At 45.3% G+C, this 23,772-nt stretch carries 22 protein-coding genes, 2 pseudogenes and 1 riboswitch; of the genes and pseudogenes, 15 read left to right on the forward strand and 9 right to left on the reverse strand.

Annotation, left to right across the window (positions count from 1 at the left end; translation table 11 throughout):
* Positions 1-102: 102 nt before the first annotated feature.
* The 4 genes from M4I42_RS08510 to M4I42_RS08525 all read left to right on the forward strand — a co-directional run bounded on the left by M4I42_RS08510 (position 103) and on the right by M4I42_RS08525 (position 3,708).
* Positions 103-1,071: an ATP-binding cassette domain-containing protein gene (locus M4I42_RS08510; protein ID WP_268851777.1), complete on the forward strand. Its 969-nt coding sequence runs from the start codon at positions 103-105 to the stop codon at positions 1,069-1,071.
* Positions 1,068-1,868 carry an ABC transporter permease gene (locus tag M4I42_RS08515; RefSeq protein WP_268851778.1) on the forward strand — a complete coding sequence of 267 codons (801 nt, stop codon included), beginning with the start codon at positions 1,068-1,070 and terminating at the stop codon, positions 1,866-1,868. Before M4I42_RS08510 ends, M4I42_RS08515 begins: the two co-directional genes overlap by 4 nt.
* Positions 1,869-1,984: 116 nt before the next feature.
* Positions 1,985-2,656, forward strand: a complete 672-nt coding sequence (locus M4I42_RS08520; protein ID WP_268851779.1) for a response regulator transcription factor — start codon at positions 1,985-1,987, stop codon at positions 2,654-2,656.
* A complete protein-coding gene (locus tag M4I42_RS08525) occupies positions 2,653-3,708 on the forward strand; it encodes a sensor histidine kinase (protein ID WP_268851780.1) in 1,056 nt (351 codons plus the stop codon). Before M4I42_RS08520 ends, M4I42_RS08525 begins: the two co-directional genes overlap by 4 nt.
* Positions 3,709-3,734: 26 nt before the next feature.
* Here M4I42_RS08525 and M4I42_RS08530 read toward each other — a convergent pair whose 3' ends face one another.
* From M4I42_RS08530 to M4I42_RS08540, 3 genes are all read right to left on the reverse strand, one after another.
* Positions 3,735-4,277, reverse strand: coding sequence for a GNAT family N-acetyltransferase (locus tag M4I42_RS08530; protein ID WP_268851781.1), 543 nt, complete (start codon positions 4,275-4,277; stop codon positions 3,735-3,737).
* A gap of 59 nt (positions 4,278-4,336) precedes the next feature.
* The gene (locus M4I42_RS08535) at positions 4,337-5,137 is read right to left on the reverse strand and encodes a hypothetical protein (RefSeq protein ID WP_268851782.1); all 801 of its coding nucleotides are present in this window, start codon (positions 5,135-5,137) and stop codon (positions 4,337-4,339) included.
* 225 nt (positions 5,138-5,362) lie between these two features.
* On the reverse strand, positions 5,363-5,749 hold the full coding sequence (locus M4I42_RS08540) for a permease (RefSeq protein WP_268851783.1): 387 nt from the start codon (positions 5,747-5,749) through the stop codon (positions 5,363-5,365).
* 80 nt (positions 5,750-5,829) lie between these two features.
* On the opposite strand from M4I42_RS08540, the gene M4I42_RS08545 reads away from it, so the two are divergent.
* Positions 5,830-6,516, forward strand: a complete 687-nt coding sequence (locus M4I42_RS08545) for a hypothetical protein (protein ID WP_268851784.1) — start codon at positions 5,830-5,832, stop codon at positions 6,514-6,516.
* A gap of 55 nt (positions 6,517-6,571) precedes the next feature.
* On the opposite strand, the gene cdr is transcribed toward M4I42_RS08545, so the two are convergent.
* Positions 6,572-8,218 carry a CoA-disulfide reductase gene (gene cdr, locus M4I42_RS08550; RefSeq protein WP_268851808.1) on the reverse strand — a complete coding sequence of 549 codons (1,647 nt, stop codon included), beginning with the start codon at positions 8,216-8,218 and terminating at the stop codon, positions 6,572-6,574.
* 22 nt (positions 8,219-8,240) lie between these two features.
* A complete protein-coding gene (locus tag M4I42_RS08555) occupies positions 8,241-8,597 on the reverse strand; it encodes a sulfurtransferase (RefSeq protein ID WP_268851785.1) in 357 nt (118 codons plus the stop codon).
* Positions 8,598-8,757: 160 nt separating this feature from the next.
* Between M4I42_RS08555 and M4I42_RS08560 the strand changes: the two genes are divergently transcribed.
* The 9 genes and pseudogenes from M4I42_RS08560 to M4I42_RS08600 all read left to right on the forward strand — a co-directional run bounded on the left by M4I42_RS08560 (position 8,758) and on the right by M4I42_RS08600 (position 17,915).
* Positions 8,758-9,966 carry a S1C family serine protease gene (locus M4I42_RS08560; RefSeq protein ID WP_268851786.1) on the forward strand — a complete coding sequence of 403 codons (1,209 nt, stop codon included), beginning with the start codon at positions 8,758-8,760 and terminating at the stop codon, positions 9,964-9,966.
* A gap of 162 nt (positions 9,967-10,128) precedes the next feature.
* Positions 10,129-10,437 (forward strand): DUF962 domain-containing protein, encoded by a 309-nt coding sequence (locus M4I42_RS08565; RefSeq protein ID WP_268851787.1) that lies wholly within the window; start codon positions 10,129-10,131, stop codon positions 10,435-10,437.
* A 75-nt stretch (positions 10,438-10,512) separates the two neighbouring features.
* Positions 10,513-10,926, forward strand: a complete 414-nt coding sequence (locus M4I42_RS08570; RefSeq protein WP_268851788.1) for an RDD family protein — start codon at positions 10,513-10,515, stop codon at positions 10,924-10,926.
* A gap of 322 nt (positions 10,927-11,248) precedes the next feature.
* Positions 11,249-12,584 (forward strand): annotated as a pseudogene (locus M4I42_RS08575) (amino acid permease); the annotation flags it as partial.
* 122 nt (positions 12,585-12,706) lie between these two features.
* The gene (locus tag M4I42_RS08580; RefSeq protein WP_442864090.1) at positions 12,707-13,816 is read left to right on the forward strand and encodes a nitric oxide synthase oxygenase; all 1,110 of its coding nucleotides are present in this window, start codon (positions 12,707-12,709) and stop codon (positions 13,814-13,816) included.
* A gap of 41 nt (positions 13,817-13,857) precedes the next feature.
* Positions 13,858-14,301 carry a DUF2935 domain-containing protein gene (locus M4I42_RS08585; RefSeq protein WP_268851791.1) on the forward strand — a complete coding sequence of 148 codons (444 nt, stop codon included), beginning with the start codon at positions 13,858-13,860 and terminating at the stop codon, positions 14,299-14,301.
* A 176-nt stretch (positions 14,302-14,477) separates the two neighbouring features.
* On the forward strand, positions 14,478-15,731 hold the full coding sequence (locus tag M4I42_RS08590) for a methyl-accepting chemotaxis protein (RefSeq protein WP_268851792.1): 1,254 nt from the start codon (positions 14,478-14,480) through the stop codon (positions 15,729-15,731).
* Positions 15,732-15,788: 57 nt separating this feature from the next.
* Positions 15,789-15,903, forward strand: a riboswitch (TPP riboswitch).
* 121 nt (positions 15,904-16,024) lie between these two features.
* On the forward strand, positions 16,025-17,746 hold the full coding sequence (thiC, locus tag M4I42_RS08595; RefSeq protein ID WP_268851793.1) for a phosphomethylpyrimidine synthase ThiC: 1,722 nt from the start codon (positions 16,025-16,027) through the stop codon (positions 17,744-17,746).
* Positions 17,724-17,915, forward strand: a complete 192-nt coding sequence (locus M4I42_RS08600) for a hypothetical protein (RefSeq protein WP_268851794.1) — start codon at positions 17,724-17,726, stop codon at positions 17,913-17,915. The genes thiC and M4I42_RS08600 overlap by 23 nt, the downstream gene beginning before the upstream one ends.
* A gap of 73 nt (positions 17,916-17,988) precedes the next feature.
* Here the strand turns inward: M4I42_RS08600 and M4I42_RS08605 are convergent.
* The 4 genes and pseudogenes from M4I42_RS08605 to M4I42_RS08620 all read right to left on the reverse strand — a co-directional run bounded on the left by M4I42_RS08605 (position 17,989) and on the right by M4I42_RS08620 (position 22,908).
* Positions 17,989-19,154 (reverse strand): annotated as a pseudogene (locus tag M4I42_RS08605) (MFS transporter).
* 146 nt (positions 19,155-19,300) lie between these two features.
* Positions 19,301-19,768, reverse strand: a complete 468-nt coding sequence (locus M4I42_RS08610; protein ID WP_442864091.1) for a (2Fe-2S)-binding protein — start codon at positions 19,766-19,768, stop codon at positions 19,301-19,303.
* Positions 19,769-19,772: 4 nt separating this feature from the next.
* Entirely contained in the window at positions 19,773-20,606 is an 834-nt protein-coding gene (locus M4I42_RS08615) for an FAD binding domain-containing protein (RefSeq protein WP_268851795.1), read from the reverse strand.
* A complete protein-coding gene (locus M4I42_RS08620; protein WP_268851810.1) occupies positions 20,593-22,908 on the reverse strand; it encodes a xanthine dehydrogenase family protein molybdopterin-binding subunit in 2,316 nt (771 codons plus the stop codon). The genes M4I42_RS08615 and M4I42_RS08620 overlap by 14 nt, the downstream gene beginning before the upstream one ends.
* Positions 22,909-23,512: 604 nt before the next feature.
* Between M4I42_RS08620 and M4I42_RS08625 the strand changes: the two genes are divergently transcribed.
* A complete protein-coding gene (locus M4I42_RS08625; RefSeq protein ID WP_268851796.1) occupies positions 23,513-23,677 on the forward strand; it encodes a hypothetical protein in 165 nt (54 codons plus the stop codon).
* Positions 23,678-23,772 lie beyond the last annotated feature (95 nt).

Genomic DNA, 23,772 nt, shown 5'->3' on the forward strand with positions numbered 1-23,772 from the left:
GAAAATGTTCGAGCCTGCTGCTAAAGCAGGTTTTTTGTTCATATTCCGTTCATAAAAGCATGTTATGATCACCTTGCATGAAGTAATAGGGAGGAAAGAACGATGCAGAGATTAAATAGCGATTGGGCGATTGAAGCGAAAGGGCTTGTGAAAATATTTGGTGACAATCGTGCGGTCGATGGCGTTGATTTACACGTTCGCGCCGGTACGATTTACGGTGTGCTTGGACCGAACGGGGCGGGAAAAACGACGACGGTTAAGATGCTCGCGACGTTGTTGCGGCCAGATGGAGGTTCCGCACGCATTTTTGGTTATGACGTAGCCCAAGAGCCGCAAATTGTGCGGCAATTGATTGGGGTCACCGGGCAATATGCCTCAGTAGACGAATCGCTTACCGCACTAGAAAACTTAATCATTTTTTCTCGCTTGCTTGGGCTGAGTCGCACCGAGGCTCGGCGTAAAGCAATGGAACTGTTAGAAGAGTTTAGTTTGACCGAAGCGGCGAAACGACCGCTTAAGCATTTTTCAGGCGGTATGCGGCGTCGGTTGGATCTTGCCGCGAGCTTAATTGCTCAGCCGCCGCTCATTTTCCTTGACGAGCCGACGACAGGACTCGATCCACGAACACGCAATCAAATGTGGGACACGATTCGTCGGTTAGTGGGCATGGGCTCCACGGTATTGTTGACGACGCAATATTTACAAGAAGCAGACGAACTCGCCGATCGCATCGCTGTGATCGACCGTGGCCGTGTCGTGGCAGAAGGAACAGCAGATGAACTAAAAACGTCGATTGGCCATTCATCGCTGCAATTAAAAATTGACAACCCGCAACATGTAGAAATGGCACGCCAAACTGTAGAACGTGTGTTGAGCGCCCGTGCCAACGTATCATCGGATACAGGAAAAATTACGGCACCGATGGCGGATGCTGACCGAGTGACCGATTTACTCATTGCACTCCGCGAAGCAAACATTCAACTGGCGGAATTAAGTGTACAAAAACCAACGCTAGACGAAGTTTTTTTAGCAATTACAGGCCATGGAGTAAAAGGGGAGGAAAGCGAATGAATCATACAGTGAACCGCGAATTAAAAAACTATACAAGTTTTCGGCAAACAGTACAACAAACATTCACAATGGCGTATCGAAGTTTATTAAAAGTGCGGCGTACGCCAGAGCAATTATTTGACGTTACGTTCCAACCGATCATTTTCACCCTGATGTTTACCTACATTTTCGGTGGAGCGATCGCTGGAAATGTGCACAACTACTTGCCAATGATCATTCCAGGCATCCTTGTGCAGACGTTAATAGGAGCTTCCGTCGCCTCTGGTGTTCAGCTTCGTGATGATATGGACAAAGGCGTCTTCGATCGGTTTAAGTCTTTGCCAATTGCTCGCATCGCGCCGTTGGCAGGAGCTTTATTAGCTGATACGGTTCGCTATACGATCGCTACTGTGCTTACTTTTACGATGGGGTATGTCATTGGGTATCGTCCGGAAGGAGGGATGACGAGCGTTGCGTTCGCTGCTGTTTTTGCCATCGGGTGCGCATGGGCTGTCAGTTGGATTTTCGCTTTTTTTGGCGTCACCGCGCGCAACGCGGCGAGCGTACAAGGAATTTCTATGCTGGCGTTGTTTCCGCTCATGTTTCTTTCGAATGCGTTCGTGCCGGTAAAGACGATGCCTAATTGGCTGCAATGGTTTGCGAACATCAATCCGATTTCCCACATGATTACAGCTGTTCGCGAGTTGACGAATCATGGAACGATTAGTTCGGATTTTGCGATTTCGCTTTTAGGAGCGGCGGTCATTGTTGCTGTTTTTGCTCCTATTACTGTTCGCGTCTATATGCGTCGCGCATAGTATCGTGCCTCGTGCCCGAAACGGTGCACGATATTTTCCTATACAAGATTCAAATGCGACAGATGACCGGAAATTCGCTACAATGGAGATAGATTTGGAAAAGAAAGGGGAAAAGCATGCCACACGTGTTAATTGTCGATGATGATGCCCATATTCGCGAACTTGTCGGGCATTTTTTAAGCCTTGAAGGGTTTGCGATACACGAAGCAGCAACGGGCAAAGAGGCATTAGCGGTGCTTGATGCAACCAAAGTGGATTTAGTCGTATTGGACATTATGATGCCTGAAATGGACGGGTGGGAGTTATGCCGCGAACTTCGGCAATATGATGATGTGCCGATTTTAATGTTGACCGCAAAAGGAGAAACAGCGCAAAAAGTGAAAGGATTTGCATTAGGGGCAGATGACTATCTTGTCAAACCGTTTGACCCGCTCGAACTTGTCGCTAGGGTCAAAGCGCTGCTTAAACGATACCGAATTGCGACATCGCAAACGGTGCAAATTGGCGAGTTGTTTTTAAATCGAAAGACGTACGAATGCCGTTTAGGGAACGAAGATATTGCCTTGCCTCCAAAAGAATTTGAACTACTTTTTCAGCTGGCTAGCTACCCTGGAAAAACATTTACTCGCGATGAACTCATTGAACAAATTTGGGGCTATGATTACGAAGGGGACGAACGAACGGTCGATGTGCACATTAAGCGGCTGCGCGAGCGGTTTGCTCATTGCCATGTATTTACCATTCGGACGATTCGAGGGCTCGGTTATCGGCTGGAGGTATGCAAATGAAACGACTTTCGTTTGTGCTCAAATCCGTTTTGACGGTCATTGCTGTAATGGCGATGCTCAGCCTTTTTTGGACTGCTGCATATTTTATTACAGAAGCGATATACGCCCGTTTGGATTGGCAACCGCAGCCGCTAGTTCGACAAATCATCACATCGATCTCGGGCTTTTTTTTATTCGGTCTCAGCATGAGCATCGTTGGACCGTTTATACGAAAACGTGAAAAAGTGTTTTGGCAAAACTTAATGGATGCGATTAATCGAATCGCGAAAGGGGATTTTCAAGTAAACCTCCGTGCGGACTGGGGGGAGAGAAACCACCCATTTACAGAACTAGTCGACGGACTTAACGATATGGCAGCGAATTTGCGGGCGATGGAAGAAATGCGGCAAGAATTTATCTCGAACGTTTCGCACGAAATTGGGTCGCCGCTTACGTCGATTCGTGGGTTTGCTCGGGCGTTAAAAAACGAACATTTGCCTCATGAACAGCGAATGCATTATCTCGACATTATTGAAACGGAGTGCGTACGTCTATCGAAGTTGAGCGATAATTTGCTGCGCCTAGCGATGCTAGATTCGGATAGATACCCGTTTCATCCGGTATCGTATCGCCTAGACTCCCAGCTGCAATCGCTCATTCTCTATTGTGAGCCGCAGTGGATGGAAAAAGAGATTGAGATGTGTGTAACGCTTGAGAAAGTAGTTATTACCGCAGATGAAGATTTGCTGAGCCAAGTGTGGTTGAACTTACTTCATAATGCGATTAAGTTTACGCCAAAAGGTGGGACGATTACAATTCAGCTTCAGCAACAAGGCAACAACGCCATCGTGACCGTTTCAGACAATGGTCCAGGCATTGCGGAGGAAGATCAATCACGTATTTTTGAACGTTTTTACAAAGCAGATAAATCGCGTAACCGTGCCGTTGGTGGCAGTGGGCTTGGTCTAGCGATTGCGGACAAGATTGTAAAGATGCATCGAGGAAAAATTTCTGTTCGCAGCCAATTAGGGGAAGGTGCGGAATTTACGGTACAGCTACCGCTATCGCAGTAAGGAGAGAAACAGCACTCTCTCCTTGTTTATGTATTTCGTAGGACGGTAATGAACCCGTCTAGTACTTGATGGCTGATAATAAATCCTTTGCGAGTATAAAATTTAAGCGCATCGTCATTTCCGTTCGAAACAAAAATAAAAATATCTTGAATCGTTGAAAAAGAACGGAGCCACTCGATTGACTTATCGAACAATACGCTGCCGATGCCATAATTGCGGTACGCTTCTTTTATATAAAACTGTGACAGACAGCCGACGTCATCGGTTGAAACAGAAGCAAAATCAAAAAACGCTTCACACGGCAAGGTGGCAAAATTGCTCGAATAGACCGTTTTCGGTGAAATGTTGCTATAGGCGTAGCCAACGATTTCGTCGCCGTCTTTTGCGACAATGATAAAATTCGCCTTTGCTTTTTCAAGCGACGGAATCATCCGCGTTTCAAACGACATGTTATCGAACCATTCCGGATGCATCGTTGCTTTCGATTTTTGATACGCCATTAATTCGTTGCACAAATCTTTTACATAGTGAGCATCGGTTTCAGCAATAATTTCATAACAAATTTCCATCGTTTCTCTTCCTTTCGGTGCGTGCTAAAGAAAAGCAAGGCGAGGCGCTCTCTCCTTGCTCACGTTGCCTTAATAAGACGAATGCTAGAAATCGCTGCTTCATGTTCAATCGAACGTCTAGAAAGAAGATCTAAAATTCGTTCGTGCTTCTCCATGTTTTGTTCTATTTTCTTAACAATTTCATTCGTCTCAAGCACTGCTTGCTGTACAAAGATAAACTCTTGTTTCGTGACCATGTTTACTCTAATGTCTTCGAGCTCTTGTTTCGTTGCCATGTTGGCTCTAATGTCTTCGAGCTCTTGTTTCGTTGCCATGTTGGCTCTAATGTCTTCGAGCTCTTGTTTCGTTGCCATGTTAGCTCTAATGTCTTCGAGCTCTTTTGTGAAACTATGCTTCACTTCTTCAAGTTCTTGTTTCGTTGCCATATTGGCTTTAATGTCTTCCAGTTCTTTTGTAAAACTATGCTTCACTTCTTCAAGTTCTTGTTTCGTTGCCATATTGGCTTTAATGTCTTCCAGTTCTTTTGTGAAGCTTTGCTTTACTTCTTCAAGCTCTTGTTTCGTTGCCATATTGGCCCTAATGTCTTCGAGCTCTTTTGTGAAACTATGCTTTACTTCTTCAAGCTCTTGTTTCGTTGCCATGTTGGCCCTAATGTCTTCGAGCTCTTTTGTGAAACTATGCTTCACTTCTTCGAGTTCTTGTTTCGTTGCCATATTGGCTTTAATGTCTTCCAGTTCTTTTGTGAAGCTTTGCTTTACTTCTTCGAGCTCTTGTTTCGTTGCCATGTTCGTTTTGATGTCGCTTACTTCACTTTCAATAATTTGCAGCTTGTCCAAAATTCGTGTCAATATCGCTTCCAAGGAAAATCCCCCCTTCTACTAAAATAAACGATAGTAGCCATGGAAAAGCGTATGGTGATGGATCGCTCCTTCCTTTGAAAAATGGGGAAACGAGTGCGTAGAGTAAGTGGTTGAGGAAAGGGATGGTATTGTAGCGCAGAACAGATGAGGATAATCGTTTCCCATCCATATTATAAATGATTCACAGAAATTTGAAAATAACGTTCTTGGCGTACTGTATATGTGTCATTGTCGCTTTATTAATATACGAACTAGTTGCGCTAAAACACCAGCAACCATCCCAATCCCTGCAAGAAAAAGAAAAGCAATGATGCTCGTCAAGTCGCTCCAGCCATCGTTTGCTCGCGTCCATGAAAGAAAGAGTAAGTAAATAATGGAAATAACATAAAAGGAAAATGAAACGGTAAAATAAGTTGTTCCACCAAAAAAGCCCCCGACCCCAGCTATCACAGCTAGTAGAAACGAAACGATGAAAAAAGCGATAACGTTTTTTGCATCTACCGCTATATGCAGCATAAAGCGCGATAATAGAAGCATAATGAATAATAAAAGAAAAACACCTCCAGTAATCCAATACCAGCGAGAAGAAAATTTAGGTGGGAGGTTGAACATATTTATCGCTCCTTTACAATGAGTTGCTTTCACTATATCATAAAACGAAAGCGTTTACGAATAAAAAGGTGGGAGAAAAAATGAAACGAAAATGGCTGCTTGTCGGTACTTTTCTCGTTACCGTTATTTCTGGCTGCACGAACAAGACGAATGATGATGCGCAAATCAATGCGTTAAAAACGAAAGTGGAAGAACAGCAAAAAGCTATTCATGAGCTCAAACAAGAAAACGAAAAATTGACGAAAAAAACGTCCGAACAACAAATGAACAAGGATGTGTTGCATATAGCGCTAGATGTTGTAGCATCACTTCAAGCGAAAGACATGAACCGATTAGCGACATACGTTCACCCAGAAAAGGGAGTACGTTTTAGTCCGTATGGTCATGTAAACATTGACAGCGATGTTGTTTTTAAGAAGAACGAACTTCCTTCTTTAATGGAGAGCGACCGTATTTATCATTTTGGTACGTTTGATGGTTCCGGACAGCCGATTGATATGACGTTTGGCGACTACTTTCAAAAATTTGTGTATGACGTCGATTTTGCTTCTCCGCACATGATCGGAAACAACGTAGTTATCGGAAAAGGAAATACGTTAGAAAACATTCATGACGTATACCCGAACGCCGTATTTGTCGAGTTTCATTTTACCGGTTTTGATAAGCAGGCGAATGGAATGGATTGGCGAAGCTTACGGCTTGTATTTGAAAAACAAGGAGACACGTGGTATTTAGTCGGAATCGTTCACGACCAATGGACGATTTAAAAAACGACCTGCTCTACAAAGAAGAGCAGGCCGTTTTTATGGTTAAGACATCTTTTTATTTCGCGCCAAATACCGAGGAATATAATTTATATCCGCCATCTAAGTTTTTCGCGACAAATCCGTTTTCTTGCAAAATACGAGTGGCTAAATAGCCGCGCAGCCCGACTTGGCAAGTGACATAAATCGGTTGGTCGCTCGGTAATTCGTGCAATCGTTCGCGAAGTTCGTCGAGCGGAATATTGACAGACCCATCGATAGCGCCACGTGCCACTTCTAGTGGGGTGCGGACATCGACGAGGAATCCGCCATTGGCAACGATGTCATCAATTTCGTGCCATTGTACCGTCTCAATCCCGTCCATGATGTTCGATGCCACGTACCCAGCCATGTTTACTGGGTCTTTCGCCGAGGAGAACGGCGGTGCGTAAGCAAGTTCTAAATCTGGCAACTCGCGGACAGTTAACCCGCCTTTAATAGCAGTAGCAATGACGTCAATGCGTTTGTCCACCCCATCTTTTCCAACCGCCTGTGCCCCGTAAATTTTTCCTGTTTGTTTATCGAAAATGAGCTTTAGCGTCATTTGTTGGGCGTTTGGATAATAGCTTGCATGGCTCATTGGGTGAATGTGTACGACTTCGTACGGAACGCCGAGCTGTTTTAACGTTTTTTCATTATTTCCTGTAACGGCAACTGTTAAATCAAACACTTTCGCAATTGCCGTTCCGAGCGTGCCGTTATATTTCACGTCGATTCCATGAATATGGTCAGCGACAAGGCGACCTTGCCGGTTTGCTGGCCATGCGAGCGGGACGAATGTCTCAAAGCCGTGAATGTAGTTTTTCACTTCAATCGCATCGCCAATCGCGTAAATGCTTGGGTCGGACGTTTGTAAATGCTCATTCACTTTAATTGTCCCGCGGATACCTAATTCAAGCCCGGCATCTTTTGCTAATTGGCTTTCTGGCTGTACTCCGATCGCTAAAATAATCATATCGGTATCAATCACTTGCCCGCTCGTTAAGACGATGCGGCGACCGTTATTTTCAAACGATTGCACCCCATCTTCTAACATAAGTTGAATCCCGTGCTCTTTCATGTGAGTATGCACAATCGCTGCCATTTCGTAGTCGATTGGCGGCATTACTTGATTTGCCCGTTCGATGAGCGTGACGTTTACCCCGCGCTCGGCTAAGTTTTCCGCCATTTCAACGCCGATAAATCCACCGCCGATGACGACCGCGTGTTTTGGTTGTTGTTCATCGACGTATGCTTTAATTTTATCTGTATCTGGTACGTTGCGAAGTGTAAAGAGCGTTTCGGCTGTTTCAATGCCTGGAATTGGCGGCACGATTGGCTTTGCGCCAGGGGATAAAATGAGTACATCGTACGTTTCTTCGTACTCTTCTCCTGTCAAGACGCGCTTGACAGAAACTGTTTTTCGGTCGCGATGAATGGCGGTCACTTCGCTAAAATTACGAATATCCAGCTTAAACCGTTTGGACATGCCTTCGACTGTCTGCACTAATAATTTTTTGCGGTCGGTAATGACTTCCCCGATATAATACGGCAATCCGCAATTGGCGAAAGAAATATATTCTCCGCGTTCAAACATGACGATGTCGTATTTTTCGCTTAACCGGCGCAAACGCGCTGCGGCGGTAGCTCCCCCTGCAACTCCGCCGACGATAACAATTTTTTTCATCACGTAGCCCCTCCCACAGAATTTATGCTGTTTTTATTGTTGGTTTCATTTCTAAGCAACATACTCCCTTTATTCGAAAGCCGTACCGCTTCAATTTGCGCACCCCTAAATTTGTCGTAATCGCATCAGATGTAATCAAAATAACATCTTTATAAGGAATTTGATGGTAATTGCGCTTGATGTACGATAACGGCAAAGGAATTGCCGTCGGAACAGGGAGTGCCGTTGCCTCGTTATATTCACGCAAGTCAATGACAGCAACATGTTTTATATTAGATAGTTGTGTCTTTGAAATCATGGAAACGCCGCAAACTGGCACGTATCGTATATACAGCTGGTATATGATTGTACTAACAACTACAGCAATTATTAATTCCATGTCGTTGAATACATCCCTCCATTCTACATACCCCATAAGGTATATTAACAATTGTTTGTTGATTTGTCAAGGAGGTTTAAAAGAACGGGTTTGCTTTCACCATATTTTCACTTTTCTTTTTTACACTAAGACTAGAGAAATTCAACGAGGGGGAATAGTGATGAACATGACACCGTATGAGTACACGACACCACCAGTGAAAAAGCGAGGGTTTTTCTCTGTTTTATCTGCTTCCATCATCGGGGCAGTAATCGGAAGTGGGGTGACGCTCTATGCTGCGCCGTATTTAGGGGTGCTACCGACAGGTGTGAAACAAACGGAAACTGTGTCAACAGAAGCAAAACAAGAAACGACCGAAAATGCGCTATCGCTCCAACAAACGGCTAGCACAGCCAACAACATGATTGATGCTATCAATCAAGTGTCAGACGCGGTCGTTGGGGTTGTCAACATTCAAAAACAAACAGACTTTTTCTCTGGCTCTTCTTCCGAGCAAGAAGCCGGGACTGGCTCAGGCGTTATTTTTAAAAAAGAAGGGAATAGTGCCTACATCGTTACGAACAATCACGTCATTGAAGGGGCAAATAAAGTGGAAGTATCGCTAAGTAAAGGAGAACGCGTAGCAGCAACGGTTGTTGGCGCCGATCCGTTAACGGACTTAGCCGTATTAAAAGTCGATGGGAAATACGTAAAAAAAGTCGCTAGCTTCGGCGATTCGTCTTCGCTTCGTATCGGTGAGCCAGTCGCGGCAATTGGCAATCCGCTCGGCTTAGATTTGTCGCGCACCGTAACAGAAGGAATTGTCAGTGGCAAACGAACGATTCCTGTTTCGACATCGGCAGGAGAATGGGAGTTGAATGTCATTCAAACCGATGCCGCCATTAACCCTGGTAATAGTGGCGGTGCGTTGATTAATAGTGCTGGACAAGTTATCGGGATTAATAGTTTAAAAATTGCCCAAGAGGGAGTAGAAGGGTTAGGATTTGCGATTCCAATCCAAGACGCGAAACCGATTATTGAGCAGTTGATGCAATACGGAAAAATTAAGCGTCCGTACCTTGGGGTCGGATTGCGAGACGTCAGTGAAATTCCAGCAGACGTTCGTTTTGAACAACTTGGATTGCCAGAAAATGAAACGAATGGAGTCGTTGTCACAGCGGTCGAGCCATCTTCGCCAGCTGCCAAAGCAGGGCTGCAAGCGAAAGATGTGATTACAGCGATTAACGATACAACCGTTAACAACGTCAGCGAGTTAAGAAAGTACTTATATACGAATACAAAAGTTGGCGAAACCGTCCAACTCCACATTTTACGTAACGGTAAAAGCATGACAATCTCCCTTCAACTAAGTGAGCGGAATGATCAATAAGAAAGGATACGGTGAAGACTCATTGTTTACCGAAAAATCGCGGTCATCGTTTAGACGAATGACCGCAATTTTTTTAGGTATGAATGCATAGAAATGTAAAAAAGGAATTTTTTTGAGTAGGTAGAATAAAAAATGAAAGCGCTTAAATTTGGAGGGATGTCAATGGAGTTTAAGAACTATGAAGAGTTTTGGCCGTTTTATTTATCGCAACACAGCAAGCGAGCTACGAGGATTTGGCATTTTATTGGGACTAGTTTTGTGTTTATTTTTCTTATCACAGCACTTGTGACGGGGAACGCTTGGTGGATATTAGCCGCTCCGATAGTAGCGTATTCGTTTGCTTGGATTAGCCACTTTTTCATCGAAGGGAATAAGCCAGCGACGTTCGGTCATCCGTTTTGGTCGCTTCGAGCAGATTTTCGGATGTATTGGCTCATGTTGCTTGGAAAATTAGAAAAAGAGCTCGAGTAGCGCAGTTTGTGTTCGAATGAGGTGTATTTGTAAAGCATATAGTAGTAGTAATATATCGGAAAGGGGGAATACAGCTTGGTGACAAAACCAGCTGGCTTTTGGAAACGATTTCTTGCGAGTTTTTTAGACGGTCTTATTATCGGTATTCCGTTAAGCATTATTGGTTATTTCGTTACTGGCAAGGCAGAAGGAAATTGGTTCACTTCGCTCATGAATATGCTATACATGTGGCTGATTCCGGTGGCGTGGTCAGGGTATACAGTAGGGAAGAAAATCGTCGGCATTCGCATCGTGAAGGTAAACGGGGAGAAACTTGGCGTTGGCGCGATGTTTTTGCGCTCCTTTGTCGCCTACCTTATTTATGGGCTTACGCTAGGAATTGCCTTCTTAGTCAGTGCGATTATGGTTGCGGCTCGTGAAGATAAACGGGCGATTCACGACTTTCTCGCAGGAACATACGTAACGACCGAACCGAAAGTGGAGGCGTAAAAACGACAACAATTATTGTGCTACGCAAGGAAATCCGCTCCTCTTTGAGTTTTTATTCATCGAGGAGCGGGTTTTTTATGCTTTTTCAGATAAAGAAAGCATATTCATTCATATATAAATTTTTTTAAAATATTTATAAAAACGAATTTATAAAGATTCATCATCATTTTTAAATATTCTACTAAAAAACTTTTTGCGTTTTTCTCTTGGATAATGTTAATATTAGAATAACTAAAAATATTCTTAATTAATAAAAAGGGGGAAGGGCTTTATTAAATATAAAGCGCTTACATAAAAACGATAACAAAGGGGAGGAAGGTATATGCAACCATCACATGGGTTAAAACGGGAGTTGAAAAGCAGGCACTTATTTATGATCGCACTTGGAGGCGTCATCGGAACAGGATTGTTTTTAGGCTCAGGGTACACAATCCATGAAGCGGGGCCGGGGGGAGCGCTTGTTGCTTACTTGTTCGGCGGACTTGTCATGTATTTGACAATGCTTTGTCTTGGAGAATTGGCAGTTTCCTTGCCGGATGCAGGTTCGTATCAAACGTATGCAACCAAATACATTTCGCCTTCCGCAGGATATGTCATCGGCTGGCTTTCATGGCTAAACTGGTCGGTGACAGTAGGGTTGGAGCTTTTGACAGTCAGTATTTTAATGAAACGGTGGTTTCCAGACGTTCCTTCTTGGATTTGGTGCGTCGTTTTTGCGGTTGTACTATTTTCCATTAACGCGCTTTCGACAAGAAGTTTTGCCGAAGTAGAGTTTTGGTTTTCGAGCATTAAAGTATTAACGATTATTGCGTTTATTATTTTGGGCGGGGCAGCGATGTTTGGTTTCCTAGAAATGAAAGGTGGGAAGCCCGCTCCGATGTTTTCTAACTTTACAGACCATGGGGGATTGTTCCCGAATGGCATCGCGGCCATTTTAGTGACGATGATTGGGGTAAATTTTTCCTTCCAAGGAACAGAGCTTGTCGGTGTAGCAGCAGGGGAAAGTGAAAATCCAGAAAAAACGGTGCCAAAAGCGATTAACAATACGGTTTGGCGCATTTTGCTCTTTTTTGTATTAGCCATTTTTGTGCTGGCAGGGCTTTTCCCGTGGGAAAAAGCGGGATTAGTAGAAAGTCCGTTTGTTGTTGTTTTTGACAGCATCGGCATCCCATATGCAGCTGACATTGTAAACTTCGTAATTATTACAGCTGTTCTTTCTGTCGCCAATTCGGGCTTGTACGCTACTTCCCGCGTCCTTTGGTCGATGTCGCGTCAAGGAATGGTGAGCCCTGTGTTCAGCAAGTTGTCGAAAAACGGGGTACCGCTCAACGCGCTAATCGCTAGTATGCTCATCGGCTGTCTTTCTTTATTAAGCGGCATTTATGCAGAAGATACGGTCTACTTATGGCTTCTTTCCATTGCAGGATTTGGTGCGGTAACGGTATGGGCATCTATCGCATTATCCAACTATTTAGGAAGAAAAGCGTTTTTAAAACAAGGCGGCGATGTTCGCGATTTGAAATATAAAACACCGCTTTATCCATTCGTCCCACTTTTGGCGCTCGCGTTAAATGTGCTCATTATCGTTAGCCTTGCGTTTATCCCAGAGCAGCGCATGGCACTTTACTGCGGTATTCCATTTATGATTGCTTGCTATATTTATTACCATTTTGTCGCAAAACACCGAACCACCGAACAACGAATGACTTCCAAAGTAGAAATGGAGAGAATGTGAAGGGAAAAACAGGCTTCCGGACAAGGGGCCTGTTTTTTTGGTACAATGGTGGAGGAAAACAAAAAGGGAGGGCGTGTGTTGGAGAAACAACCGTTATGGAATGAAGCAGAAACGTTTATTCGCACATGTTATCAAGAACTAGGGAAAAGTGGGATCGATACTGAACGTCGTCTTGCGGAGATTGAGCGAGAGATTGTTCGTACCGGTACGTATACTCATACATATGAAGAATTAGAACACGGCGCCAAAATGGCGTGGCGCAATAGCAACCGCTGCATCGGTCGTTTATTTTGGCAAATGTTACATGTGTTTGATGCGCGAGATGCGGAAACAGAAGAAGAAGTAGCTGAACAGCTCTTTCGTCATATAGCGTTTGCGACAAATGGCGGAAAAATTCGCCCGGCAATTACAGTGTTTAAGCCAGATGGAGAAGTGCGTATTTGGAACCATCAGCTTATCCGCTATGCAGGCTACGAAACCGAACTTGGGATAATCGGTGACTCGTCTTCTATTTCTTTTACAAAAGCATGCGAACAGATGGGATGGAAAGGGGAACGAACAAATTTTGATTTATTGCCTCTTGTCGTTCAACGAAAGGGGAAGCAACCGAAATGGTTTGACATCCCACGCGAGCTTGTACTAGAAGTGCCAATTGAGCATCCGGAGTTTGCTTGGTTTCAAGACTTGCAGCTGAAATGGTATGCGGTGCCGATTATTTCGGACATGTGTCTAGAAATCGGGGGCATTCGTTATATGGCCGCTCCATTTAACGGATGGTATATGGAGACGGAAATTGGCGCCCGCAATTTGGCGGATGACTACCGGTATAACATGCTTCCAAAGATTGCTTCGTGTATGGGACTTGATATGAGCACAAACGCAACCCTTTGGAAAGATAAGGCGTTAATTGAACTGAATGTAGCGGTTCTTCATTCTTACAAAAAAGCAGGCGTCAGCATCGTTGACCACCATACAGCAGCGCAGCAGTTTAAGCGATTCGAGCAAAAAGAACAAGAAGCTGATCGGCACGTCACCGGCGATTGGATATGGCTCATTCCGCCTGTTTCGCCAGCGACGACACACATTTTCCATAAAAACTATGACAATACGATCGTAACGCCGAACTTCTTTTATCAAAAGCGACCGTACGAATAACATGGCCTTTCTCCCCATATAGTAAAGTGGAGGGGATGCAGATGCAATTTTACTACGGTCAGCAAATGCCGCTTCGCATTTTAGATGAAGCGGAATTTTGGAAACATCAAGAGGAAGAGCATACCGTTGTCATTCGCGAGCTTGTGGCCGGATTAGAACAACCGTTTGTCGAGGCGCTGCAAAAATGGGAAGAAGCATTGTCAGCTACCCATCAACAAATCGTCCGCTATATCGAGTCCGTTGTTCGCGCAGGGGCATATGTACCTAATGAACTGTATCAGCAAGTGTTGCATTTAGTGTCATTTTGTTTGCAACAAAGTCTAGCATTTATTCAGTTGTGCCAGCAGCTGAAAACCGACAGCGCTGCGGTTCGACAAAATAAAACCGCGAACGTCGTCTTAAATCACATTATTCGTGAATCGGAGTACTTTGTCGGCATTGCCCAAGTACTGTTGTACAGAAAACAAGATGCCTACTCAAGGTAGGCATCTTTTATTTAAAACTATACTTACAAAACAAAAAAGAAAAATAGGACCTTTGGATGTTTTATTATATCGTTTTTCAACAGTATATTATAATAAAAATTCTCTTTTCTTTCTTTAAGGAAATGATATAATAAAAAATAAATTCTTAATTTACCGAAAATTTGGAGGGGGAAAACGTGTCGCTGTCGAGTTATATTATTCGCACACTATTAGTCGTCATTCCAGGGACGGCGCTTATTGGCTTAGGGGTGTGCATTGGAAACGGAGTGGATGGTCTTGCTTTTTGGTGGACAATGGCAGCAACCGTATTGCTAGGTATTATTCTTGGAACGTTATCCGCAACGATAAACTATCGCCGCTTTGTCGCACCAATTGCCGTCATTAACGAACATTTGCAAAAAATGACGGACGGTGATTTATTAACTCGTGTTCCGCTTGAGCGTGTCCGGGAGTTAAAACCGATTGCTGTTTGTATGAATACCATGGCAGAAACATGGGGCGAAATGATGGGGAACATGAAACGTCATTCCGATGAGATGGCACATTTTTCTGAACAGCTTTCGCACATTGCCGAACAAACGACAAAAGCAACGGAACAAATTGCAACCACGATGGAAGATATCGCCGTGCACGCCGAGCAGCAAGTAAAAATGGTGCAAGAAACGTCTTACTCGATGAATGAAATTTCGCATTCGCTCACGAATGTCGCGGCTAATACGGAACGCGTATCTGCGAATACAAGTGACACACTAGCCAAAGCAACGACAGGAAAGCAATCTATTGAACAAATGGAAGAACAAATGAAGTTTATTCATGCACATGTGCAAACGCTTGGACAAGTAGTAAAAGGGTTGGGGGAGCGCTCGAACGAAATTGGGCAAATTACGCAAGTCATCACAGGCATTGCTTCGCAAACGAATTTGTTGGCATTAAACGCAGCCATTGAAGCAGCGCGGGCAGGAGAACAAGGAAAAGGGTTTGCCGTCGTTGCGGATGAAGTACGTAAACTAGCAGAGCAATCCGCCCAGTCCGCCCAGCAAATTACGCAACTGATCGGCGACATTCAAAAAGAAACGGAAAATGCGATTCGCTCGACAGAAACGGTCGTTGGGGAAGTGTCCGAAGGGCTTCATGCTGTACAAACAGCCGGCCTATCATTTGAACAAATTCGCCAGTCAATCAACGGCGTCAATGAGCAAATGGAGCACGTTTCCTCGGTCATCCAGCAAATGACGACAAACGCTCAACAAGTCGCTGCCTCGATTGAAAGCATCATTGCTATTGTAGAGCAGTCTTCCGCAGGCTCGACCAACATTTCGGCAGCTACCGAAGAACAAATGGCATCGATGGAAGAAATCGCTTCCTCTGCCTCATCGTTAAGTAAAATGGCTGAGGATATGCAGTCGCTCATGCGGAGATTTCGTGCGTAAAAAGCGTTTACAACTGTGAATAAATATGCTAGAATGTTAGAAAAAATAAATCCATGCTTGATCTACTAGGGGAGTCCAATAGCTTGGACTGAGAGAAGAACGCGCGAAAGTTCTTTGACCCTTTGAACCTGATCTGGGTTATACCAGCGTAGGGAAGTAGATAGTGGGAGTATCCTATATACTTTACGCTATTTATACATTCCATCGGGTTCTCTTTATAAGAGAACCCGATTTTATTTGTCCATACGTTTTGGTGTAACTTCGGATCAAATCAAAAAAGAGGAGGAAGTTGCATGCAAAACGTTTTATCTTCGATGCCGTTTCCGGCAAGCAAAAAAGTGTATGTAGAAGGATCGCGTCCGGATATTCGCGTGCCGATGCGGGAAATTACGCTAAGCCCGACGAAAACAGAATTTGGCACGTTAGAAAACGCTCCAGTTCGCGTCTATGACACAAGCGGACCATACACAGACCCACAGTTTCAGTCCGACATTCATAAAGGTTTGCCAGAATTGCGCAAGCGCTGGATTTTAGAGCGCGGCGACGTGGAAGAGTATGAAGGACGGCCGGTAAAACCGGAAGATAACGGTGTTCGCAACGGAAAACAGCCCGACATCGTTCCACCGTTTGCCCGTAAGCCGCTTCGAGCAAAAAAAGGGCGCGTCGTCACCCAAATGCATTACGCCAAAAAAGGAATGATTACACCGGAGATGGAATTTGTTGCGCTTCGCGAGCAAATGGATCCGGAAATCGTTCGCCAAGAAGTGGCTGCAGGGCGAGCGATTATCCCGTCGAATATTAACCATCCAGAAAGCGAACCGATGATTATCGGCAGCCGATTCCATGTCAAAATTAATGCGAACATCGGCAACTCGGCAGTCACGTCGTCGATTGAAGAAGAAGTGGAAAAAATGCTTTGGGCAGTCCGTTGGGGCGCTGACACGATTATGGATTTATCGACCGGAAAAAATATTCATGCGACAAGGGAATTTATTATTCGCAACTCTCCGGTTCCAGTTGGGACGGTGCCAATTTATCAAGCGTTGGAAAAAGTAAATGGCGTTGTTGAAGATTTGACGTGGGAAGTTTACCGCGATACGCTCATTGAGCAAGCAGAACAAGGGGTGGATTATTTTACGATTCACGCCGGTGTTTCGCTTCGTTACATTCCGTTGACGATCAACCGGACGACGGGCATCGTCTCTCGCGGTGGATCGATTATGGCGCAATGGTGTTTAGCTCACCATGAAGAAAACTTCCTTTATACGCATTTTGAAGAAATTTGTGAAATTTTAAAAGCGTATGATATTGCGGTTTCTTTAGGGGATGGCTTGCGGCCTGGCTCGATTGCCGATGCGAACGATGAAGCGCAATTTGCCGAGTTAGAAACGCTCGGAGAATTGACAGAAATTGCATGGAAGCACGATGTGCAAGTGATGATTGAAGGACCTGGGCATGTGCCAATGCATAAAATTAAAGAAAATGTCGATAAGCAAATCGAAATTTGCAAAGGTGCTCCGTTTTACACATTAGGACCATTGACAACGGATATTGCACCGGGATATGACCATATTACATCAGCGATCGGTGCAGCTATGATCGGCTGGTACGGGACGGCGATGCTTTGTTATGTGACGCCGAAAGAACATTTAGGATTGCCGAATAAGGAAGATGTACGCCAAGGGGTCATTGCCTATAAAATTGCGGCACATGCAGCTGATTTAGCGAAGGGGCACCCAGGAGCGCAATTGCGCGATGATGCGCTATCGAAAGCGCGCTTTGAATTTCGCTGGAACGATCAGTTTAATCTTTCGCTTGATCCGGAACGGGCGCGGGAATACCATGATGAAACGCTGCCGGCGGAAGGAGCGAAAGTCGCTCATTTTTGCTCAATGTGCGGACCGAAGTTTTGCTCGATGAAAATTTCGCATGATTTGCAAAAAGCGGTCAAAGAAGAAGGGATGAAACAAAAAGCGAAGGAGTTTGTCGAGAATGGATCAGCCCTTTACCAATAAAGAAGATGTCGCGACGTTGAAGCAAGAAGTGATTCGGCTTAAAGAGCGGATTGCTCAGCTTGAACAGCAAATTGCAGAGATTCAGCAAAAATGCCGGCACGTGTTTTTTGAAACGCCTGTCATGCGAAAATGTGTCAAATGTCATTATGTCGAAAGCTTATACTATTAGAAAAACGGGGGTGGCCGCTCATTGGTCTGCCCCCGTTTCATTTTGAAGTTTCCATCCAGTGAGGTGACAGGTGTCAGCTTATTTGTGAAAAGGAATGATGTTGTTTCCTTGACAACAAAAAGGCAAAGGCGATCAGCGACAACGCCATCGCGATCATAAATGGTGCTTTGCTAGAAAGGGCATGCCCAATCACTCCTGACAAAACCGGTGCGACCGCTGCCCCCATCCAGCGCACAAAGTTATATGTACCGGATGTAATGCCGCGCTCATATGGCGATGCTTCCATCACATAGCTTGTAAACAAGGCATTATTTAATCCAGACACAAGCCCTGATAAAATAATACAAACGATAAATGCCCATTTGTTAGTGACGAAGAATAAAAGAAATAGAAACATTGCAAACAAAAGTAAACTATATGGCAACAATTGTTTCGGTGTATATGCTTTTTCTAGACGATGCGATAAAATTGCCGACCCATATGCAAGGCAGAGGCCCCATCCGAAAAAGACAAGCCCGATTTGAACAGCAGATAACTTTAACACTAATGGTGAGTATGCCAGCACAACGAAAAAACCGTAATAATAGAGCATGGCGCCGATCGCTCCTTTTACAAACGGAGGAAACGATAGGAGGTGTCCCATTTCTCTAAAACTAGCTGTTTTTCGTGCGCTTTTTTCCGTCGGCTCGTAGACAAACAAGAAAACAAGCAATAGAGCAGCGAAAATAAGTACACTTGTCGCAAAAAACGGATATCGCCATGAAAGTTGCCCGAGAATGCCTCCAACTAGAGGTCCGCCCGCCATTCCAAGTCCGATCGCTGCTTCATATAGACCGACGGCCGTTTGCACTTTTGGAGTAAGCGCAATTAACAATGTCATCGCCGTCGCGAAAAACATCGAATTGCCAAGGCCCCATCCGGCTCGAAAAATAGAAAGCTGCGGAATGCTGTTTGATAGGCCGCATAATAAAGAAACACTGTAACGACGGCAAGGCCAGAGACCATCATTTTCTTGTCTCCGAGTCGGCTTGTGAACATACCAGATGGAATCATCATGATGGCCATCGTAAAAATATACGCCGTAAACAACATTTCCACTTGCCAATGACTCGCTCCAATGCTTTCGGCAATAACCGGTAAAATCGGGTCAACAATGCCGATCCCCATAAACGCCAAAAACGTTGCAAATACGGTAATCCAGCGGGCGCGTGTTTGTTTTTCTTCTTCCGTTTTCTTCATCTCCCATATTAAACCAATTTGATATAACCTTACCCCCAATATCGCGTTTTGTCAATGATCGTGTTATATCCTTAAGTAGGGCTTGTCCATTGTTGAAATGAAAGCATACTCCGCTTACGAGCGGTCAAGCTCATAAGCGGAAAAAGTTAATCGTTTCCACGTTTTTTCGCTAACACCGATTTGACCGCTTGCTCGATTTCTTGGTAGTTTGTGCAGCGGCAAATGTTCGATTCAAGCCATTTTTGGATTGTTTCGTCATCCGCGTCAGGATGCTGTTTAGTCAAAGCATAGGCGTTTATTAAAAACCCGGGTGTGCAGTAGCCGCATTGAAAGGCGAATTGTTCAACAAATGCGCGTTGAATCGGAGTGTTGCGTAGCCCTTCAATCGTAGTAATGGATTTTTCTGTTGCTTCTACGGCGAGCATCATGCACGACTTAATCGGCGTTTCATCAACTAATACCGTGCATGCGCCACAGTCTCCGTTTAAGCAGCCTGGCTTTGCTCCAGTCAGGCCAAGCTGGTTGCGGAGAACAAAGAGAAGCGTATCGGCTTGGCGGGCGACAATAGAGCGGCTTTCCTCATTGACAGTAAGCAATATTTCACATTTTATCACTTTTCTACCCCTCCTCGAGTGCAATAAGAATATCAGAAAGGGCGTTCATCAGCACAAATAGTCGGTATTCCACGGAGCCTTCGGTATCGTTTAAGATCGGTTTTGGCAAGTATTGCAATGCGCGGCTGATCCGCGTTTCAATCGGAAGGTGCCGCGCGTTCAGTTGTTCCTCAACTGCTTTTGAACGAAACGGAAACGGACAGACGCCACTGAAGGCGACGCGCAGCCGTTCGTCTTTTTTGATAGCAGCGACCGTCACAAGCGGATAGCCGATTTTTCCCTGTTTGCGTCGTTTCGTATGAGCGTGCGGAAGCGATACATATGATAAATCGATTTTTACTTGAACGAGAAATTCCCCATGTTCCAGACGCATGCGCTGCTGAAACACTTCATGAATGGAACGTTGCTTTAAACCTTCTTTTCCGGCGATGACGACATGGCAATCGGCAAGCAATAAAGGAAGGACGGTTTCGCGGTAAAAAATTTGCCCGCAAACGTTGCCGCCGAGCGTAATTTGGTTACGCGCCGTGCGGTCGGCGACTTCGCTTGCCGCCTTTGTCAATAGCGGAAAAGGATTGGCTTTTTCAATAGATGTCAGCGAAAGCGCTGCGCCAAGCGTTAATTCATTCTGTTCAATGCGAAGCACGCCGCATTCAGGAATATGTTTGATGTCAATGACCGCATCGGCAAACGTAAGGTTCAGGCGCGACAATGTAATAATCTCGGTTCCGCCGCCATAGTAGAGCGGCGTTTTTCCTTGCTTGTGAAGTCGTTCGAACAGCCGGACGGCTTCTTCGATCGATGACGGACGATGGTACGTAAAATCAAATGGAACCATGTTGTTTCCCTTTCTTTGTTCGCCAAATGAGTTCAGGAAACAGCGGCAGCTCGTTAAGTGGAACTTCAGCAGCGACAGATAAAGCATTTGCCAACGCTGCTGGCATCCCGATCAGACCGTGCTCGCCGATACCGCGGGCCCCGTATGGTGCATCGATTTGCGGTGTTTCGATGAATTCGACCATATATTCTGGATGCTCGCCGAATCGGATCGGCCGGTATGTCCGCAATTGCGCGTTCAAAATCCGCTCATACCGGTCGAAAAAAAATGTTTCGCGGCTGGCAAAGCTGAGTCCCATGCTCATCGCCCCCATCACTTGCCCGAGCGCAGCTTTCCGATTAAGCACTTTCACAGACACGGCTTTGATGATTTGGTACGTGTAGTCGCGTTTGTCGAACTCAATTTCCACCGCATGCGCGCACATCGTCCATTCCGGTCCTGGCTTTCCCGCACCGGTTTCTTTGTCGAGCGGGGTTAAATGGCGCAAAACGTAGTGGCCCCTTCCAATGAGTTGACCGCCGATCGCGTTTCCGTTCGGGTACTTATAGCCGTAGACAATGTCTTTAATCGGAACGTAGATGCTAGGGTCATCGCGTAAAAGTACTTTGCCGTAGCCGACTTCTAAATCTTCGGCGGAAGCGCGGAGGACGCATGCGGCGATTGCTTTTAACTGGCAGATGGCATCGTCCGCTGCTGATAATACGGCCCGGCCTGCCATAAATGTGCCGCGGCTAGAAACCGTTTTCCAATGCTCCGGTGTCGTTTGCGTATCGATGTCCATTTTCACATGGATGTCATCAATATCCATTTTTAGCTTTTCGGAAAGGATTTGCGCCAAAACGGTTTTCGTTCCTGTTCCGATTTCCACGACACCGGATATAAGATTGACGCTTCCGTCCGGATTAAATGTTAAAATTGCTCCAGAGCTCGCATCGGTATCGATCGTTGATGTTTTCCAGCCGCAGCTGACTCCTTTGGCGCGTACGGTGCGGGAATTGATTTCGATGCGCTGCCATTCGTCCCATTGGATGAGTTCGCGCAGTCGTGCGATGCAGGCCGGCAAATTGCCGACATTGCTTCGATTGAGTACAACTTGGGTCGGGGTCGTATGGCCGGGACGAATCGCGTTTTTCATTCGCAGTTCCAGCTTATCGATGTTCAGCTTTTCTGCAAGCAAATCAATCGTCCGCTCGATCGCAAAAGCCTGTTCGCAGTGACCGAAACTGCGAAACGGGGAGGCGTATGGATGGTTTGTATAAACGCATAACGAATCGCACCATACGTTTTCGATATGATACGGACCGGTGCAGTCAACTGCTGCCGCGCGAGTGACGTCAATGGCCTTATCGGAATAAGCACCGCCGTCAAACAAAAATAAAATTTCTGCCGCTTTAATATAACCGTCCGCCGTACAGCCGATCTTGACGGTTGCCTCCATGCCAATGTGCACCGGTGATGTGATCATGTCTTGTTCTCTTGTATTCCAGACGCTTACTTTCCGTCCGCCGACCGCTTTAGAGGCGAGATAGGCGAGAAGCTCTAATTGGACAGGGGCTTTTCCTCCGTAAGCCCCGCCGACAAGCGGGGTATGGACGATGACTTTGCCGACATCTTCGCCGAAATATTCTCCAATGAGCCGTTTAATCATAAAAGGGGCTTGCGAAGAAGCGGTAATGACGATCGTGCCATCTTGGCGAATCTCGGCGGTGGCGCATCTTGTTTCCATCGCTGCGTGGTCCGATGGGGAAAAAGAAAAGCTTGCTTCGACAATGACATCGCTTTCCGCCCAGCCTTTCTCCATATTTCCTTTCCGAATTTTCGTGCGATGCGCAATATTTGTGCCCGGTTCAGGATAACTGTATTTTCCTTTTTGGTAGTTTGCTAAATTTTCATGAATGAGAGGAGCCCCTTCCTGTAATGCTTCACGCGGCGATCCGACAGCAGGGAGGGGTTCGTATGCGACATGAATGAGATTCGCGGCTTTTTCGGCCTGAACAAGCGTATCGGCTACCACCACAGCGACTACTTCGCCGTGGTAACGAACTTTATCAAATGCAATTGGGGGGCGGTCACGCAAATCTTCTCCTGTCAACGGCAGCCCTTCACCGGTAACGATCGCGCGTACGCCGGGAACGGAGCCGGCTTTTTCGGTATGAATTTCGCAAATGTGCGCATGGGCATACGGACTTGTGACGAGCTTAGCATGCAGCATTCCTCCCTCGACGTCATCGTGCGTATATTTGGCTCTTCCGGCTACTTTCTCCCACGCTTCTTTGCGAATAACGCTTTTTCCGATCATGATCATCTTCCTCCTTGTTTCCAGTGCTTGATCGTCTGTTCGTAGTCTTCGTTTGTATCAATATCGAAAAATAAGTCGGAATCACAGCTTGAAAGCAGCGTTCCGTTCCAGCTGCTATGGTTGCGGATCATCTGCCGTACTGTACATTGGGCCAGTCAGAAAAGGTTGTGACACTCAATAAAACCGGAGAAAGCGGCATCGCCTTTTCCGCAAATACGACGTAATCGATGCGATACCGGCTGTAACAATGGATCAGTTTTTCGTTTTTGACAAGCGGTTAGTTCGCTAATAAAACGAGTGCGGCTTCAGCGTGTAAATGGATTGCTTGGTGAAGCCCACAACGCAATGAATGCGTTTGCCCGGACGAAGAAGCGCAGCGGATAATCGTGCATTTTTCTAGTGCGATTCAATCCAGTAGGTCGTCTAGTTGGACGACAACGAGAACGTCGGATTGACAGTTTGACCGGAGAAGGAAGAGACGTCGGAGTAAGGATTCTCCCTCCATTGTCATTGTATTAATTACTTTATTCGTATATGTGTATATATAAGTTGAAATTTTGTTTTACATCCAGCCGATCACTCGCCACGTTATATCATAGTCGGCTTTATGGAGATAAAAACAAAAACGAAAAATCGGAAATTCTTTATTGCAGCTTATATAGAAGCGAACAAAATCGAGAAAGAATGGCTTGAACGGTTACAGATCGTTTGCTTTGATGAAGAAACGCGCGTTCAGGAACAAGCATATACGGTTTATGCGTCCGTTGTGTAAAACCAGCTGAACTGATTGAATATTTTGCAGGGAAAAGCGGGGTATATGATGTAGTTAAAAAGAAATATGTTTTTTAGGAGTGTTTGCGATGGAAC

Origin of the sequence: Anoxybacillus sp. J5B_2022, from assembly GCF_026847645.1 — a bacterium.
Lineage (GTDB): Bacteria > Bacillota > Bacilli > Bacillales > Anoxybacillaceae > Anoxybacteroides.

Coding starts and splice junctions, on each gene's coding strand:
- M4I42_RS08510 (WP_268851777.1), top strand. CDS start 103: ATGCAGAGATTAAATAGCGATTGGGCGATTGAAGCGAAAGGGCTTGTG.
- M4I42_RS08515 (WP_268851778.1), top strand. CDS start 1,068: ATGAATCATACAGTGAACCGCGAATTAAAAAACTATACAAGTTTTCGG.
- M4I42_RS08520 (WP_268851779.1), top strand. CDS start 1,985: ATGCCACACGTGTTAATTGTCGATGATGATGCCCATATTCGCGAACTT.
- M4I42_RS08525 (WP_268851780.1), top strand. CDS start 2,653: ATGAAACGACTTTCGTTTGTGCTCAAATCCGTTTTGACGGTCATTGCT.
- M4I42_RS08530 (WP_268851781.1), bottom strand. CDS start 4,277: ATGGAAATTTGTTATGAAATTATTGCTGAAACCGATGCTCACTATGTA.
- M4I42_RS08540 (WP_268851783.1), bottom strand. CDS start 5,749: ATGTTCAACCTCCCACCTAAATTTTCTTCTCGCTGGTATTGGATTACT.
- M4I42_RS08545 (WP_268851784.1), top strand. CDS start 5,830: ATGAAACGAAAATGGCTGCTTGTCGGTACTTTTCTCGTTACCGTTATT.
- cdr (WP_268851808.1), bottom strand. CDS start 8,218: ATGAAAAAAATTGTTATCGTCGGCGGAGTTGCAGGGGGAGCTACCGCC.
- M4I42_RS08555 (WP_268851785.1), bottom strand. CDS start 8,597: ATGGAATTAATAATTGCTGTAGTTGTTAGTACAATCATATACCAGCTG.
- M4I42_RS08560 (WP_268851786.1), top strand. CDS start 8,758: ATGAACATGACACCGTATGAGTACACGACACCACCAGTGAAAAAGCGA.
- M4I42_RS08565 (WP_268851787.1), top strand. CDS start 10,129: ATGGAGTTTAAGAACTATGAAGAGTTTTGGCCGTTTTATTTATCGCAA.
- M4I42_RS08580 (WP_442864090.1), top strand. CDS start 12,707: ATGGTGGAGGAAAACAAAAAGGGAGGGCGTGTGTTGGAGAAACAACCG.
- M4I42_RS08585 (WP_268851791.1), top strand. CDS start 13,858: ATGCAATTTTACTACGGTCAGCAAATGCCGCTTCGCATTTTAGATGAA.
- thiC (WP_268851793.1), top strand. CDS start 16,025: ATGCAAAACGTTTTATCTTCGATGCCGTTTCCGGCAAGCAAAAAAGTG.
- M4I42_RS08600 (WP_268851794.1), top strand. CDS start 17,724: ATGGATCAGCCCTTTACCAATAAAGAAGATGTCGCGACGTTGAAGCAA.
- M4I42_RS08615 (WP_268851795.1), bottom strand. CDS start 20,606: ATGGTTCCATTTGATTTTACGTACCATCGTCCGTCATCGATCGAAGAA.
- M4I42_RS08625 (WP_268851796.1), top strand. CDS start 23,513: ATGGAGATAAAAACAAAAACGAAAAATCGGAAATTCTTTATTGCAGCT.